The sequence below is a fragment of the Saccharospirillum alexandrii genome, assembly GCF_004000275.1.
Taxonomy (GTDB): Bacteria; Pseudomonadota; Gammaproteobacteria; order Pseudomonadales; family Natronospirillaceae; genus Saccharospirillum; species Saccharospirillum alexandrii.
The window spans coordinates 1,030,010-1,046,181 of the sequence record NZ_RCIP01000002.1 but is presented as its reverse complement, the minus strand read 5'-3'; the positions used below and the strand labels follow the sequence as shown (position 1 = coordinate 1,046,181).

Annotated in this window: 15 protein-coding genes; 12 read left to right on the top strand and 3 right to left on the bottom strand. The window is 57.7% G+C overall.

All coding sequences use genetic code 11. The features are described from left to right. Window positions 1–6 precede the first annotated feature (6 nt). The 3 genes from EP166_RS12475 (at window position 7) to EP166_RS12465 (ending at window position 2,262) form a co-directional block, all read left to right on the top strand. On the top strand, window positions 7–723 hold the full coding sequence (locus tag EP166_RS12475) for a ZIP family metal transporter (RefSeq protein ID WP_127557432.1): 717 nt from the start codon (window positions 7–9) through the stop codon (window positions 721–723). Between the two features lie 147 nt (window positions 724–870). Continuing rightward, entirely contained in the window at window positions 871–1,167 is a 297-nt protein-coding gene (locus tag EP166_RS12470; protein ID WP_127557430.1) for a Dabb family protein, read from the top strand. A 177-nt stretch (window positions 1,168–1,344) separates the two neighbouring features. Further along, window positions 1,345–2,262, top strand: coding sequence for a M14 family metallopeptidase (locus EP166_RS12465; RefSeq protein WP_127557428.1), 918 nt, complete (start codon window positions 1,345–1,347; stop codon window positions 2,260–2,262). Window positions 2,263–2,336: 74 nt separating this feature from the next. Here the strand turns inward: EP166_RS12465 and EP166_RS12460 are convergent, their stop codons facing one another. The 3 genes from EP166_RS12460 to EP166_RS12450 are packed head-to-tail and all read right to left on the bottom strand — an operon-like array spanning window position 2,337 to window position 4,851. After that, the gene (locus tag EP166_RS12460; protein ID WP_127557426.1) at window positions 2,337–3,827 is read right to left on the bottom strand and encodes a DUF4153 domain-containing protein; all 1,491 of its coding nucleotides are present in this window, start codon (window positions 3,825–3,827) and stop codon (window positions 2,337–2,339) included. A 57-nt stretch (window positions 3,828–3,884) separates the two neighbouring features. Next, window positions 3,885–4,253 (bottom strand): winged helix-turn-helix domain-containing protein, encoded by a 369-nt coding sequence (locus tag EP166_RS12455; RefSeq protein ID WP_127557424.1) that lies wholly within the window; start codon window positions 4,251–4,253, stop codon window positions 3,885–3,887. Further along, a complete protein-coding gene (locus tag EP166_RS12450; protein WP_127557422.1) occupies window positions 4,246–4,851 on the bottom strand; it encodes a hypothetical protein in 606 nt (201 codons plus the stop codon). The genes EP166_RS12455 and EP166_RS12450 overlap by 8 nt, the downstream gene beginning before the upstream one ends. A gap of 151 nt (window positions 4,852–5,002) precedes the next feature. Here EP166_RS12450 and EP166_RS12445 point away from each other — a divergent pair, with 151 nt between their 5' ends. The 9 genes from EP166_RS12445 (at window position 5,003) to EP166_RS12405 (ending at window position 16,051) form a co-directional block, all read left to right on the top strand. Then, a complete protein-coding gene (locus EP166_RS12445; protein WP_127557420.1) occupies window positions 5,003–5,392 on the top strand; it encodes a hypothetical protein in 390 nt (129 codons plus the stop codon). A gap of 190 nt (window positions 5,393–5,582) precedes the next feature. Next, window positions 5,583–6,185 carry an RNA polymerase sigma factor gene (locus tag EP166_RS12440; protein WP_127557418.1) on the top strand — a complete coding sequence of 201 codons (603 nt, stop codon included), beginning with the start codon at window positions 5,583–5,585 and terminating at the stop codon, window positions 6,183–6,185. 30 nt (window positions 6,186–6,215) lie between these two features. Further along, window positions 6,216–6,602, top strand: coding sequence for a VOC family protein (locus tag EP166_RS12435; RefSeq protein ID WP_127557416.1), 387 nt, complete (start codon window positions 6,216–6,218; stop codon window positions 6,600–6,602). A gap of 224 nt (window positions 6,603–6,826) precedes the next feature. After that, the gene (locus tag EP166_RS12430) at window positions 6,827–9,124 is read left to right on the top strand and encodes a PKD domain-containing protein (protein ID WP_164743923.1); all 2,298 of its coding nucleotides are present in this window, start codon (window positions 6,827–6,829) and stop codon (window positions 9,122–9,124) included. Window positions 9,125–9,271: 147 nt separating this feature from the next. Then, a complete protein-coding gene (locus tag EP166_RS12425) occupies window positions 9,272–11,845 on the top strand; it encodes a DUF1588 domain-containing protein (RefSeq protein ID WP_127557412.1) in 2,574 nt (857 codons plus the stop codon). A 2-nt stretch (window positions 11,846–11,847) separates the two neighbouring features. Further along, the gene (locus tag EP166_RS12420) at window positions 11,848–13,170 is read left to right on the top strand and encodes a DUF1501 domain-containing protein (protein WP_127557411.1); all 1,323 of its coding nucleotides are present in this window, start codon (window positions 11,848–11,850) and stop codon (window positions 13,168–13,170) included. Between the two features lie 102 nt (window positions 13,171–13,272). Then, window positions 13,273–14,157, top strand: a complete 885-nt coding sequence (locus EP166_RS12415) for a DMT family transporter (protein WP_127557409.1) — start codon at window positions 13,273–13,275, stop codon at window positions 14,155–14,157. A 151-nt stretch (window positions 14,158–14,308) separates the two neighbouring features. Then, window positions 14,309–14,989: a hypothetical protein gene (locus EP166_RS12410; RefSeq protein WP_127557407.1), complete on the top strand. Its 681-nt coding sequence runs from the start codon at window positions 14,309–14,311 to the stop codon at window positions 14,987–14,989. Between the two features lie 141 nt (window positions 14,990–15,130). Beyond that, on the top strand, window positions 15,131–16,051 hold the full coding sequence (locus tag EP166_RS12405; RefSeq protein WP_127557405.1) for a glutaminase: 921 nt from the start codon (window positions 15,131–15,133) through the stop codon (window positions 16,049–16,051). The last annotated feature ends 121 nt before the right edge of the window (window positions 16,052–16,172 follow it).

The window sequence follows — 16,172 nt, the reverse complement described above, 5'->3', positions numbered from 1 at the left end:
GCCTATATGAGTGACGTGATTCAGATCGTTGCATTGACCTTAATGGCCGGAATTGCCATGCCTATGGGTGCTTCCCTTGCCGCGGTTGAACGCATCAGTCCGTACTGGCTGGAAACGGAAGTCCGCCATGGAATCATTGCGTTTGGTGGTGGAGCGCTCTTGTCGGCGGTAGCACTGGTGCTGGTACCAGAGGGGGTGGCTGATTTATCGATTCTCACCGTTGCGGTTTGCTTTACGGCGGGCGGCGCCCTGTTTATGGCCCTCGACATCTGGTTGGCCGCTAACAAAACACCGCTTAATCAACTGGCCGCGATGTTGTCAGACTTCGTACCTGAGGCCATCGCGCTGGGTGCGACGTTCACATTTTCCAGTGAAGCAGGGCTGCTGCTAGCGGGCATCATTGCACTCCAAAACCTGCCCGAAGGGTTTAACGCCTACCGGGAAATCTGTGAGTCTACGGAATACAGCAAAGGGCGCATTATCGGTGCTTTTACGGCCATGGCCTTCCTGGGCCCGGTAGCTGGCCTGATCGGCTATTTTTTACTGGCAGGGTACCCGATTGTGGTGTCGGGAATCATGGTGTTTGCTGCCGGTGGTATTCTCTACATCGTATTCCAGGACATAGCACCACAGGCCAAATTGAAGAATCACTGGGCGCCGCCTTTAGGCGCGGTTGCGGGTTTCTTACTGGGGGTTATCGGTCATATGCTGGTTGGAGGCTAGTCGCAATAGCACGCGTGCGAGCAGTGCTGTTCCTACTTGAGTTCTAGCTAGGGCACTGATCTATCTCGACTGGGTTTGGGTAGAGTAATTCGTTTCCGGAGCTCAACTGAGTCAACCTATCAAGTCTGAAAAAGGGGCCAGAAAGGCATGATTAGACATATCTTACTGATCAAGTTTAAGGCTGCTTCAACGTTGGCAGACACCGAGCATATTAAAAACCTGTTTATGGCCATGCCTGAAAAAGTCGAGGGTGTGGTTTCGGTAGAGTGGGGCATCAATGACAGCCCTGAAGGAAAAAACAAAGCCTACACACACTCGGTGTTGATGACGTTTGCGAATGAGGCCGGGCGTCAGAATTACCTTCCCCATCCCGAACACGATGCGCTGAAAAAAGTGTTTGGGCCATTGCTGGACGATATTATCGTTTTCGATTACTCACTCTAACGAGCGCGTTCAAACAGAGAGGGAAGGAACACGCCCGCCCCGGAACGCTGAACAGCCGGAACTACGCCTAACGGGTCTCAAACGACGGATGCTTTGGCTACAACCAGGCCGATTGCCAACCTGGCAGTGGCTGTTAGAATGCCAGCTCGCATTCGCCATCACCGGAGAACCTTCACCATGACAACCGCTCACACACATTACCCCATTGGCACGCCCGGCACTCCCTGGGGTGAAACGGAGCGCGCTGAATGGCTGGCAACACAGAGCCGGAAGCGCAGTTACGAGGCCGAGGTGTTGAGTGTGATTGAACGCCTGCGTGATCGTTTCGAGGTGGTAAGCTATGGCGACCTAAGCTATGGCGCCGATCATTACCCGCTGATGGCCATCCGCAGCCGCGACTGGCGGGATGATTTGCCCGTTGTGCTGGTGACCGGCGGCGTGCATGGCTATGAGACCAGCGGAGTGCATGGTGCGCTGCAATTCGTGGATCTGCATGCGGCGGATTATGCGGGCCGCGTTAATGTGCTGGTTGCGCCCTGTGTCAGCCCCTGGGCTTATGAGCGCATTCATCGCTGGAATGCGAACGCGATCGATCCGAACCGGTCGTTCCGCGAAGACAGCCCGGCTGAGGAGTCGGCGGCGCTTATGCGGTTAGTGGCGCCCATGGGAGATCGCGTCGTGATGCATATTGATCTGCACGAAACCACCGATACCGACGAAACTGAATTTCGCCCCGCACTGGCCGCGCGCGACGGCGAGCCATTCAAGCCCGGTGAGATCCCCGATGGGTTTTATGTGGTCGACGACAGCGACAATCCACAGCCCGATTTCCAGCAGGCGGTGATCCGCGCTGTTGAACAAGTCACGCACATCGCTCCGGCCGACAAGCGCGGTGAGATCATTGGCTCAACAGCGGTGGCCCGGGGCGTCATCGAGTACCCGCTCACTCAGCTTGGCCTGTGTGCCGGTATGACCGGTGCGGCGTTTAAAACCACCACTGAGGTGTATCCAGACAGCCCCAGGGCGACCCCGGAGCAATGCAATTCGGCACAAGTGGCTGCAGTGTGTGCAGCGATTGACTACGTTCTGGGCTGAGCAGATAGGGTGGGGCCGACCGGAGAGGGGTTCGGCTTAACCCACCCAGAGAACCTGCCGTATGACAGTGTGCATTACCGGCCAACAAGGCAACCTCTGGCCATTACTCGTAATCGTCTCTGTTCTTCTCTAACCGCGTGACGAGCCCTAACCTCAGCCCAATTCCAAACGCGCCAGTCAGAGTTGTCTTCTACTATGGGCGGCCAACGCCACAACAATTCTGCAGAAAGCTGACACCGCTCAGCTTCCGGTAATGCATCCAGTCGCTCCAAAACCACAGGCACGGCATCGGCCCCCAGCGCCAGCAGGTAATCCGTATCCAGCGATTGTTGCTGGTCAATGGTGCGCTCCAGATTCACGCTTGCTACCCAGCCTGCCGGGTTCATAAGCGCGAATACCAACACCATTACCACGCCCGCCAGAGTCGACCCGGAAGCAAACCAGTATAGGCGCCCTCGTAACACCGTTGCTGAAAACAGCAGCAGGGTGAATGCCAGCCAAAGCAGAATGGCCAACACGGTTAAGCGGTCCAAACTCAAACCGAACTCGTCGATATACAGCACGAACCGTTGCGTGGCGGAAACCAGCATGACCAGCACGAGACCGACCAGCACCAATGCCAGGCCGCGGTACAGGCGTTGGCTGGTGCTCACGGCACCGGCGAATAACAAGAGGCCCAGCGTCAGGCCGGCGATGGTCACCAGTTCGAAAAATCCCCGGCGGGCGTACTCGGCCATTGTGAGGCCGGAGATGCGTTGTATTGCTTCCTGGCCTCCGAACAGATAACCCAGCTGCAGTACAACGAACCCGCCGAACAGGAGGGCGAGTGAGCCCAAAACAATGAGGGTTTCATCCCGGCCAATGCTCGGTAGCGGTATTCGTCGGAATCGGTTGTCCTGGCCGTGGTCGACCACGACGGCCAGCCAGCCGCTTACGGCCCAGGCGATTAACAGGGCAACGATCAGATGGCTGCTCAGTTCGGTAATGGTGAACACATCGAAAGCACGGTCTGCGACACGGTTGAACCCCGCGTCCGCTGAAGACAATAGCCCGGTAAATACCCAAATAAGGGGGATGGCCAGCGCCAGGCCCCGGCCAACACCGGCCAGGCGGCGCAAAGCAGGGGCCCGGCCCCGGGTCGCTCCGGCCAGTAACGGAACGGCCCCGAACAAGGCTCTAAAGGGAACCGATACCATGGCGTAGAGGTGATCGAGCGGTAACGACCGGCCCAGTCGGGCACCCCAGCCAAGCATGATGATTTGCGAGACCGCAAGCGGCAGCAGCAGACATAATAAAAATTGAATGAAGCCGTTGTGACGCACCACCATCAGTGCCGCCGCCAACAAAGCCACGGTCGACCAGGCCACAACCGGCCGCCAACGAGTGGCCCCGGTTCGCCAGGCCAGCCAGGTAGTTCCGGTGCCCGCCATACCAATCCACACGACCAGCCCCGGCCCAATAGGCCCGGCTCGCAGGAGCAGATCTCCCAGAACGCCCAACAGTAGGGCACACAATAGCGTTTCGCGTTTCAGGCGTGCCGGTTCGACGGCGGCGTCGTTATCCATGTCGATTACTCCGATTATTGAAAGTACTTTAAAATACAAAGTTGGTTGGCAAAAAAATCAGCCGCCTTTCACGTGGCTGATGATGGCTTCCATGTGGGCCACATACTGCTCCAGTGCTTTGCGGCCTTCGCGGGTCAGGCGGTAGTCGGTGCGGGGCGTTCGGCCTTCATAGCCTTTGCTGCATGCCACATAACCGGCGTCTTCCAGTTTGCGGGCGTGCACGCTGAGGTTGCCGTCGGTCGCCTTTAATACTTTTTTTAGTTCGCTGAAACTGAGGCTGGCATCGGCCGCCAATGCACTGAGAATGCCCAGACGCACCCGGTCGTGTATTAACCGGTCGAGATCCGCCGCCGGGGCAGGGGCGGGTTTGGTGGTCGGCTTATTAGGCGCTGCGTTTTCCGCTGTTTTCTTAACTGCTTTAGCCACCGTAACGTCTCCAAATCAACAGGCCGAACAGGCCATGCAGGCCACCGAAGCCGAGCAACATCATCCAGCCGGTGGTGTCTGGCCAAAGCAGGGCGATTGCACCCGCTGCCATAAACGCCATGCCCATCACCGGAATAATGCTCACCGAGAACAACCCACCGGTCATCACGCTGACGCCATACAAACTCAGCCAAATGCCCTGAATCAACGCCAGGTTGCCGGTTGGGTACAGCACGACGGTTAATAAGCCACCGGCGGCCATCGGCGGTGAAAAGGCCAGCAGCAATTTCCGGGCAGAGCGGTTCCACAAGGTCGTACCTGCACTGGCCGCCTTGCGTGCGGTAAACCAGAGGCCAAGTACCGTCGCGACGGCGAACTCGACAAACCACACCGCCAATTCGAACCCGGGCTCCAGCGCGTTCGAGACCAACCAGGCCAAGGCCGCCGAAGCGCCGATCAGTGCATAACCCAGGCCGGAGAGTTCGGTGAAACGACCCGTGTTTTCCATGGTCTCGCGGATGAAACGCAGGTTATCGGCTGCGTGCTCATGCAGATGTGTCGGCTCAGGCTGGAAGGCCTGTGACTGGGTGTTGGTCATGGCGGGTTGGGCCCGATCGATAGGGTGTTGGCGAAGTACTTTATAAAATAAAGTAGCTGGGGGCAACCCGAATCTACAGATTGACTAACTGATGGGGTAGTATCGGGGTCTTATCACTGCCGATCACCTGTAGAAGACGTTGTATAAAACCATGAAGAAAGGGTTCGTTTTCCTGTTATTTCTGCTCTCGAGTGTGTCGGCCAGCGAGATCCGGCCTTTCGAATCAGACGGTTGCAGTTCTTTCCCGGATGGAACCCTCTGGCAGAACGAATTGTGGCTTGCGTGCTGCACCGCCCACGACTATGCCTATTGGCAGGGGGGCACCTTTGAGCAGCGCTTGCAGGCCGATCAGGAGCTGGAAGCCTGTGTCAGTGCCGTTGGTGAACCCGAGATCGCACGTCTGATGCTGGCGGGTGTCAGAGTCGGTGGTACGCCCTATTTACCCACGATGTTTCGTTGGGGGTATGGCTGGCCGTATCCGCGAGGCTATAAAGCCTTGAGTGATGAAGAGCGACAGCAAATAGAGGCATTGGAAGGGTGACGGTCTGGGAGGCCGGCGGTTATGTCCGGTACCGTCGAAACCTGACCTGGTCGTGCCTCGTGATGTCTGGCACACGGCCAATGTTCCGCAAGTGGCGCGGGTGCTACTTGTAACCGAAGGCGAAGGAACAGAACATCTCCCCAGGGTGTGAGCATCATGAAACATCCTATTTCAGCCCTGGAGTTTGCCGATGCGCCCCAGTCAATATACCCAACTGTGTACCATCGCCCGCCGGATCACTCGTGATACCGGCGAAGCGGAAGATGTTGCGCAAGAAGCGCTATTGGCCGCGTTTCTGGCAGGGCATACCGATTTTGAGGCCATCGAAACCCGGCGGTGGCTGGTCGGCGCCGTGCGGAATATGGCTCGCATGTCGCTGCGCGGCACCGTGCGCCGGCAAGAGCGCGAAAGCCAGTGGCAGGGTGCACAGCATATTCAGTCCGATCCCTCCGCTAACGGTTACCAGGCGTTGCCTGTCAGTCTGTCGCCTTCGCTCAAGGCGGTTGCCGCGCTGGCCTTATCGGGCCACAACCGGAAAGAAATCGCGTATTTACTGAATCTGACGGACGTAACGCTGCGTCAGCGCATTTGCTCCTTAAAGCGCGAGTTAACTCAGGCAGAGATGGCAATGCCGACTGAACTGCCGGGGTTACACCTGGGGCTGGCCTACGGCCGACTGCGCAGTGCTTTGTTGTCCAAGTTGTCGCATCGGGGCGGTGTGTTGGCCAGTCACGACCCCGATGGACATCTTTTTGTCATCAGTCGCTCACAAAATGGACGTCGGCGGCAATGAGTAGGTGGATAACCCACCAAGGAGAACACCATGAACTTCAAACCCAAAAGTGCCAGCATTGTTTACTACGTCAGCGACATTCAGCGTACGGAAACCTTCTACAACGAGACCTTCGGGCTTGGCCTGGAACGGATGGAGGGCGCTGACCCGTTCTGGCTGCAGGGGCAGCTGGAAAACGGCTTGGAGCTTATTTTCTTCGAAATGGAAGGCACGCGGGGCAATACGCCCGCTATTGTGTTCGAAGTGAGCGATGGCGGCATTGACGACATTGTCGCCGAACTGGCGGACTCAGGCGTTACGATTGTGACGCCGGTGTCAGAAGCGCCGGGAGGGTGGAGTGCTGATTTTCTGGACCCGGATGGCTTTGGTCTGGGTCTGTGGCAATCCGGTGAGTTGCCGCGTTCGTTAAAGCCCTAAGTCGTTTATTCGTAATGCACGGTAACGGTTCGAGGTACCTACAAGTCCGGAACGTCGTTGTTAAGCCGGAGGCAGCATCGCTCTGCCGACACCTGAGTTTTTTTCAGGCTCGTGGCGTTTATTCTGTGACGCAGGCACGGTTTCTGGCGGTACCCATGGCTATTCTGTGAGTGGTTGGCGGCTGGTTAGCTGCCTCTGAATACTCGCTGACAAGGATGTTTGCCATGATTCGATGCTCTGCTCGTTTGCTGTTGACGCCTATGCTGATTGCTGGGCTGATGTTGGCCGGATGCAATTCCTCTTCGGGAGACACCGCCGGTTCCGGCGATACGGGGGGCGATGACGGGGGCGGGTCGTCAGGGGCGGATTCGGTACAGGCCGTTGCCACGGTTCGCCTGGTGATGGGAACCGCGTATCTTGATGGCAGTGCGTCCTATCCGTCGGTTACGTCCTACCAGTGGCAACAAACCGCTGGCACGCCGGTCACGTTGTCGGACCCAACCGCTGCCCGGCCTGAGTTCACGATACCTGCCGTCGCCACTGGCGAAATACTGACCTTCCAGCTTACCGTCATGGGCGCAGATGATGCCTCAGACGAACAACTGATCAGCCTGGAGGTGACCCCGGAAGACCAGCCGACCCCGCGCTCGGCATTGGTTGGCCCGGCCGTTGTTGGCGAAACGCTGGCGTTCCCGGACTCTGATGGCTTCGTGATCGTTCACGATCTGGTTAAAATTCAACATTACCTGTATCTCTCGGCCGGTGAATCGGGGGTGCGCTATGTCGATGTGTCCGACCCTCAGGCTCCGGAAGTGATCGGGTCGATTGGTGCAATAGACCGGGTACGTGGCCTTGCCCTGAATGACCGCGGTGATGTGCTCTACATGGCTGACCACGAGGGCATTCGCGTCGTTGATGTGTCCGACCCGGGGCAGCCGACTGTTCTGACCAGTCTGTTAAGTTTTATTGTCGATCACGATGCCTATGCTGTTTTTGCCCGGGGCGACCGTCTGTATGCCGCCGGAGAAGACCTGGTGGTATACGATGTCTCTGACCCTGCCGCCCCGGTGATTGACGCTCGCTTCCAATTACCGTTTAACAATATCGTTATCTCTGACCTGGTGGTCGCCAACGATCTGGCCTATGTTCTGCTTGCTCAGGGCGGGTTGCGTATTTTTGCCCTTAACGAGAGTGACACGCCTGAGCTGGTCGGGTCGTACAGCATTGACGACCACACCAACGATATGTGGCTGACAGGCCCATTGCTCTATATCGCGACCGACGATCAGGGGGTGATCACTGTTGATGTATCCGACCCTTCCTTGCCTGGGTACGTCGGGTCGATGACCGAGAGCAACTCTTTGTACCCAAATCGTGCTCAGTCGATCGAAGTGTTTGGCGACCACGCCTATGTCGGTGGTGCGTGGTCGTTGCAGGCGTGGGACATTGACGAGCCCGCTCAGGCAAACTTTTTAGGCGAAGTTGTCAGCGCGGGCGACGCGGTGACCGTTGATGGCCAGTTTGCCTACGTTGCCTCGGGCGAGTTTGTCGCCGTTGTTGATATCAGTCGTCCGGAATCCCTGTCGGTTCTGAGTGAACGTACCGATCTGGACAGTTTCAATACCAGTGCCTCGGGTGGTTTCATTCGGCTGGGCGATACAATGGCGGTTTTAGCAGCCGGTAACCCAGCCACACTCAATGAGCTGGACACGGGCTTGGATACGCAGGGTGCCAATTACCGTTTTGTCGAAGACGATAGACTGTATGTCGTTGGTGCTGAACTCAGTGTGTTCGATGTGTCGACTATTGCCAGCCCGAGCCTGATCACTACCTACGCGCTGGACGACATTAACTTTCAGTTTGTCTACGTCAATGTGATTGTGGATGCAGATGATGACCGACTCTTTTTTATCGATACCCAGAATCAGGTGACGGTGCTGGATGTCAGCGATGCCGACAACCCAACCCTCATCAGGCCCGACTTCAGCGGGAGTGGGTATCAACTCCTGGCTGTGGAAGGCAACATCGCGTTCGTTTCCAAAAACAATGGCCAGACATTCAGTGCGGTGAACTTCAGCAACCCCGATAATTTGACGGAAATTGCGTCCCTAGACGTCACCGACCGGGACTACGTATCGCTGGGCGGCAAGGCATTGCGGGTGGGTGATCACCTGGTCGTGAGTGGCCGGTTGTCGAGCCGGGGGGATGGCCTGGCCATTTTTGATGTCTCTACCCCGGCTAGCCCTGCGCTTGTTGCCTACCCCCGGGAGTCGGATAATCTGGCAGACAACCTGACCGTGCTGGGCAATCTGGTCTTCTTGACGGAAGGCCAGAATTTAAATGGCTACGTCATGATGTACGACCTGTCAGACCCGGCGCACCCGGTCTATACCACCCTGACACCAGAGGGTATGTCGCGCTATTACCTGCAGGCTGCCGGCAACACTTTGCTGGTCGACGAAGACCGGGTGATTAATCAGATAAAGACGCATGTCGTGGATATTGGTGGCCTGCTACCCTGATCGGTACCAGCCGGCATCGTGGTATTCGATTACCCGGCTTAAACCCCTGATACCGACGGAATTAGCTGCCCAAAACGTGCAATCCGGCACAGAGTTCGGTGGTAGTATCTGTGATACTTCGAATTCACCGTCTTGCGGGAACCCCCTGTGCACCGTTTATTCATCGTTGTCAGTTTGAGCTTAATGGGCGTGCTTACCGGGTGCAGCCAGGAACTGGCCAGTTCGGGCTCGCCCCCCACGGCACCGGTTGCCGATGTACGCATCGATTGCAACGCCAACGACGATGAGTTCTTCAGCACCAAAGTCTGGCCGATTCTCCGGGAATGCAGCAGTTGCCACGTAGAGGGCGGGGTGGCGGTTAATCAGGGTGCCCGGTTCATTGTGGCCCCCGGCAACGCAATCGCCAGTCAGGACTTGCTGCGCGATTTCATTGCAGTGGCCGGCGATCGGCTTGTTAACAAGCCGACGCTGTATCAGGTCAGTCACGGCGGCGGGCACCTGTTCGATACCGATAGCCCCGAAGCGGCTACCCTGGCGGAGGCCGTGTTGCGGTACAGCCAGAGTGCACCGCAATGCACCGAGGAAGAATCACCCGTTGCCGAGCAGCCAGGGTACCGGGATGTTAGCCTGATCAGCCGTACCCGCACGCTGCGCAAAGCGGCCATCATGCTCGGCTCGCCCCTGCCGGACACCAGCACCCTGAACGAGGTACGCGACGATGACGACGCCTTAAGGGCTGAGTTGCGCGCTCTGATGCAAGGCCCCAGTTTCGAGGCCTGGCTGAAGAACGGGGCCAATGATCGCTTACTGAGTCGCAAATACCTCGATGGCATGAGCGAAGCCCAGGAAACCCTGGGCGGAACCTACTATGAGGCGCTGTACGAACGCACGGGTGAGGCCTTTAGTTCGGCCGATGCTGCTGCTACCGCCTGTGGCGATGACCTGGAGGCCGACACCAGTGTGTGTGCGTATGCGCGTGCCGAGCGACAGCGCGCCAACCTGATTTACCAGGAAACCCAGCGGGCTTTGGCTGAAGAGCCGCTGGAGTTGATCCGGCATGTGGTTACCAATGATCGTCCGTACCGGGAAGTGCTCACCGCCGATTACCGGATGATGAACCCCTTCACCTACGAGGTGCTCGACGGTGCCAGCTGGCAAAGCAGCTACGACCCCCTGGACCCGACCGACTGGCGCCCTGGCCAGATAAGGCGTTACCGGGTGGCCTGGGGCGTCTCCTTGCAGGCGCGAACCGGGCGCGACTATTTGCCTTCGGCCGGCATTCTCTCGTCACCGGTGTTTCTGGCCCGTTTTCCATCGACAGAGACCAACCGCAACCGGGCCAGAGCGCGCTGGACGTACCAGTTCTTTCTCGGGGTCGACATTGAGCGCCTGGCCGTTCGGGCGATGGATCCGGAAGAGCTGCAGCAGGTAACCAACCCGGGTGCTGAAGGCAGCAGCTGTTTCGGTTGTCATTCCCTACTCGACCCGGTTGCGGCCACTTTCCAGAACTGGGGCAACGACGGCCATTATCTGGATCGTCTGGGATACGATGCCTTGCCCCCCAGTTACATCGGTTCGGAGCATCACCAGCCGAATGACCGGTGGTACCGGCAACAGCTACCGGCGGGTTTCAATCAACAAACCATGCCGACGATTTCGCCTTACGGCCCGTTCAGTGGCCAAGGTGACGGGTTGCGCTGGCTGGCCGAGCAGATCGTCGCTGACGACCGCTTCGCCACCGGCACCGTGCAGTTCTGGTTCAAGGGTTTGCTGGGCCGCGAACCCCTGTTGCGGCCGTTAGAGCCGAGTGACCCGAATTACAGTGCGGACCTCGAAGCGTGGCAAGCCGAACAGGCGCTGATCCGGGAGCTGGGCCAGCATTTCCGCGACAACAACGAAAGCCTGAAATCGCTACTTGTCGAAATGATGTTGTCGCCCCTGTTTCGCAGTGAACGCTTTGACCAGGCGACTAGCGCACGTCGCGAGGCACTGCGCGAATTGGGTATCGGCCAGTTGTTGACGCCCGAACAACTCGATAAAAAGCTGACCGCCGTGCTCGGCCAAAGCTGGAAGCTGGACTGGCAACAACGTGGCCAGTTGCTGGAAAACTATTACCTGTTTTACGGCGGCATCGATTCCGATGGTATTACCGAACGCCCGCAGTATCTGAACAGCATGATGGTCTCGGTAACCGAGCGGATGGCCAACGAGCTTGCCTGCGAGCTGGTGTTCCAGGAGTTCTGGCCGGGCATGCCCCGAACCCTCTTTCCGATGGTCGAGATCACCACCGACCCGACCACTGAAGCGGGTGAAGCCGCCATTCGCACGAACCTGCAGCACCTGATGTGGCGGCTGTGGGGCACCACCGAACCGGCCGAGATCGACGCCGCCTGGGCATTGTACAAGGCGCTGTATGAGCAACGGCTGAGCTGGGATGAACCCACGCCTTACCTGTCGCAGGTGGCGATCTGGAGCGGCCCCGACGCTGACCCGGACGAAGACGAATATTGCCCGGTGCGGGATCGGGACCCCAACGACGGCGTCGCCATTTCCCTGAATTGGGACGGCATCACCAACAGCGACTGGGTGGCTGCCAGTAATGGCAACCCGGAGCCGGTGCGCGCGCACCTGGGCAGCTTCTACAATCCCGAACAGACACTCAGACCCTGGGTCGGTGTGCTGGTCTATCTGTTAACCGACATCCAGTTTCTGACGGAGTGACCATGGATCGCCGCGACCTGCTCAAAGCGCTGTTTGCCGCCGGGCTTGCCCCCGCACTGGCTCCTTTTGCCCGGGCCGAGGCGTTGCGTTACGAGGGCCCGATTTACATCACCGTATTTGCCGAAGGCGGCTGGGATGTCACCAGTCTGTGCGACCCGAAAAACGGCCAGCGGCTGAATCCGGCCAGTGGCGAAAACGTTTGGATTAACCACTGGGCCGAGGCCGGTCAAAGCATTGCCAGCACCGCCAGTGGTCTGCGATATGCGCCCTTTGCCGACAACGAACGGTTGTTTCAAACCCTGGGCTCGAAAATGATGGTCATCAACGGCATCGATACCCAGACCAACGCTCACAATGCCGGGGTGCGCCATACCTTCAGTGGCCGGTTTGCCGATGGTTACCCGGCCCAGACGGCGCTGGCCGCTGCCCAACATGGCGCGGGTTTGCCGCTGGCGTTTCTCAGCAATGGCGGCTACCGGGAAACCGCAGGCCTGACTCAGTTCACGCTGATGCAGGACCCAAGCACCCTGAGCGACCTGATTAACCCGAACGACCCAAAGTGGGTCGACAGCCATTATCACCGCGCGGAAAGCCTCAATCTGATTGCCGAGGCACGCCAGGCCAGGCTCGACCGGCTGATGGGCCAGCACCAGATCACGCAACGGCTGAGCGATGCGGCGCGCTTTATGGAATCGAGCCGGGCCGGGCGAGACCAGTTGGCGGCCCTGAACAATTTTCTGCCCGAGACCCTGGCACCCGCCACCGACGCCGATGGCCGCTGGCACCCCATTCTGCGGCAAATTCAGCTGGCGCTGGTGTCGGCCGCTGCCGGGTTAACGGTGTCGGCTGACCTGGTGCAGTGGGGCTTCGATACCCACGCTAACCATGACACCTCACAAAGCATCGCCCTGAGCCAACTCAGCGACGGACTCATCTATTTGTGGCAGGAAGCCGCCGACATGGATCAGCGCTTTGGCACCAACCTGGTGAGCAGGCTGCGCGTCGTTGTTGCCTCCGATTTCGGCCGCACGCCCTGGTATAACGACGGCGATGGCAAAGACCACTGGCCCCTTGGCAGCGCCATTCTGATGCGTGACACCGGTTTTGCCCAACACACAGTGGGTGGTACCAGCGACGATGTCGAAGCGCTCAGCCTGAATGCCGACCTGAGCCTGAACGCCGATCCGCAAGCCGCCGAACAATCACGCATTATCCGGCCGGCGCATCTGCAGCAATTGCTGCGCTACTGGGCCAGTGTTGAAACCTACAATGCAACTTTCCCTCTGGAAACCGGCAGTCTGGACTTGCGTTCGTTGCTTGGCTGATGAGTTTTTCTGATTCCTGTTAGGAATAAATTGCATAGCAATCATTCACTGGTGGAATGCATGTCTTTCCTCTAACTTGGCGGTTCGAAAGGAGTGCGAACCATGAGTTGGATTGGCTTTACCCTGTTGGCGGCGTTTATGCAGGCGGTTCGAACCGCCGGGCAAAAGCAGCTTTCCCTTCATTTAACCGCGATGAGTACGACGCTGAGCCGTTATTTGTTCGGCTTGCCGGTTGCGTTGTTGTATACGGCGGCACTGTGGTATTGGCAGCCTGATGCCTCGCCACAGTGGTCGGGTGGCTTTCTGATGTGGGCGGGGCTGGCGTCGGTGGCTCAGATAGGGGCGACCTGGTGTCTGGTAACAGCCTTTCAGTTTAACAACTTTGCTGTCGGTACCACCCTCGCCAAAACCGAAGCCTTGCAAACCGCGTTGATCGGCTGGTGGCTGTTCGGCTTACCGCTGGCCATGCTTGGCTGGTTCGCGTTGGTTGTCGGCTTTCTGGGTGTGCTGGTGATGGGTAACCCCAAAACCCTGTTCAGAAACAAACACGCCTGGCGCAGCCCGGCGCTGGTGTATGGGTTGGCCGCCGGTGCGCTGTTTGCGGTTGCCTCACTCAGTTTGCGAACAGCGGCTTTGTCGCTGAAGGTCGATACGTTGTTCGCTGCGGCGTTAACACTGAGCAGTATGGTGATGTTGCAGACAGTGATTTGCGCGGTTTGGGTAAGCGCCACCGAGACCAAACCCTGGCAGCGATTGTGGCAGTATCGCCGGCTGGCGTTGTTTATCGGCATCACCAGTGCTCTGGGTTCTATTGGTTGGTTTACGGCCATGGCTTTGCATAACCCGGCCCTGGTTAAAACGTTGGGGCAGGTCGAATTCCTGATGACGCTGGCAATTACCCGGTGGGTATTCCATGAGCGGATCCACCGCTATCAGGGGTGGGGTATGGTGCTGGTGGTAACCAGTGTCATCTTGTTGCTGCAGTAAACCGGGTTACTAAACCCTATGTTTTTCGGGTAGTGGCTGGGGAATGGCGTAAGTACTTGTAGACTCATTTAATTGCCATTTTTAGGTGCAATGCTGCCATGCCTTGTTTATATTGGTTTAGTGTAAAGATAATGGTAAAAGGAACTTACTTATGAAAATGAGTGTTCGAATGGCGGTCGTGATGGCTGCGGTTGGTTTGAGTATTGCGGGCACAACGCAGGCGGTGGATTGGCGCGCCAAGCCGAACTACGGCACCATTGAATTGAACGCTGGCTTTCGTCCGGACCCTTACACAACGTCAGTCAGAGCCGGGGGAGCAGAGTCTGCTCGCACTGTCGGGGATAACTGCCGTGGCTTTATCAGCAATGCTCCGGACATGGACCTGAACTACGACGCCGGCTCTACTTCTTTAACGATATATGCCGAGTCGTCAGCCGATATTACCCTAATCGTTTATGATGCCGCCGGTAATTGGCATTGCAATGATGATTACTCCAGCGCCGGTGGCACCAACCCAGCCATTCGCTGGACCAACCCGCCCTCTGGCAATTACAACATTTGGATTGGCACTTACGAGTCGGGCGGTTTGCAGGATTCTCAGCTGAGTGTGACGGAATTGGCGTTGCCATGGAGCCAAAACACGACCAATAGCACAGGTACCGGCATCGAGTGGGGCGATAATACCAGCAATTGGGCCGATGATGGCGAGTGTGATGACCCAAGATTCGCCGGTCCCGGTACCTCATCAGCGGCCGCCACGGTGCACCGTTTTCACGATGCCAATGACTGCCGCACCCTCTATCAGCAAGGGCAAATCTACCTTCGGGAATAAGTCGGGTCGGTTCGACAAACCCGTTGCAATCGGTATCGTATTCGCTAAACCAGTGCAGTCAAAACCTGACCGGTCGACGGCTTTGCTGCAATGGCATTACACTGCGCGCCTAAAACAATAACAGCGCAAGCAGAGACCCTGATGCAAGATCTCCTGAACGATATTGCCGGCAAAATGAAGCTGGCCACCGAGCGCGGCGAGGTCGCGAATTACATTCCCCAGCTTGCCCATGTCGATCCGCAGCAGTTTGGCATTGCCGTGGCAACGCCCGACGGCCAGGTATTTGCCGCCGGGGATGCCCGCGAACCCTTTTCCATTCAGAGCATTTCCAAAGTGTTTGCGCTGACGCTTGCGCTGGGTAAGCAGGGCGACAGTTTGTGGCAATACGTTGGGCGGGAACCTTCGGGCGACCCGTTCAATTCCATAGTTCAACTGGAACACGAATCGGGAAAACCCCGTAACCCATTTATCAATGCCGGGGCCATCGCGGTGGTCGATGCCATCATGATGGGGCACGAGCCCAAGGAAGTGTTGGCTGAGTTGTTAAGCTTCGTGCGTTTTCTGGCAAACGACGACCGTTTATATTTCGATCACGAGGTGGCGGCGTCGGAGCTTGAGCATAAACATCGTAATGCTTCGCTGGCGCACTTCATGAAAGCCTTTGGTCGATTGCACCACGATGTGGACAAAGTCATCGGTACTTACTTTCACCAGTGCGCCGTTGCGATGAACTGTGTGCAGTTAGCACAGGCGGGTTTGTTTCTGGTGTCGGATGGTGTGAACCAGGTTACCGGCACCCGAGTGGTGTCGGCACAGCGCGCCCGGCGAATCAATTCACTGATGATGATGTGCGGGCATTACGATGGCTCGGGCGAGTTTGCATTTCGCGTCGGCTTGCCAGGAAAAAGCGGCGTGGGCGGCGGCATTTTGGCCATTGCACCGGCCCGGGCCTCCATCGCGGTCTGGTCGCCCGGGTTGGATAATATCGGTAACAGCTTGCTGGGAACTCGTGCTCTGGAAATGCTGGTGCAGGAAACCGGCTGGTCGGTGTTTGGGCATTAATGCATTCCGGTTAGGTCTAAAGAAAGCACAGACTTACACACCACTTGCGCAATGTTTACATCGAGTGTGATCAGGGTATCAGGAAGTGCCCTGGTCAGGGGGGTACACTGGTGTTCAATCA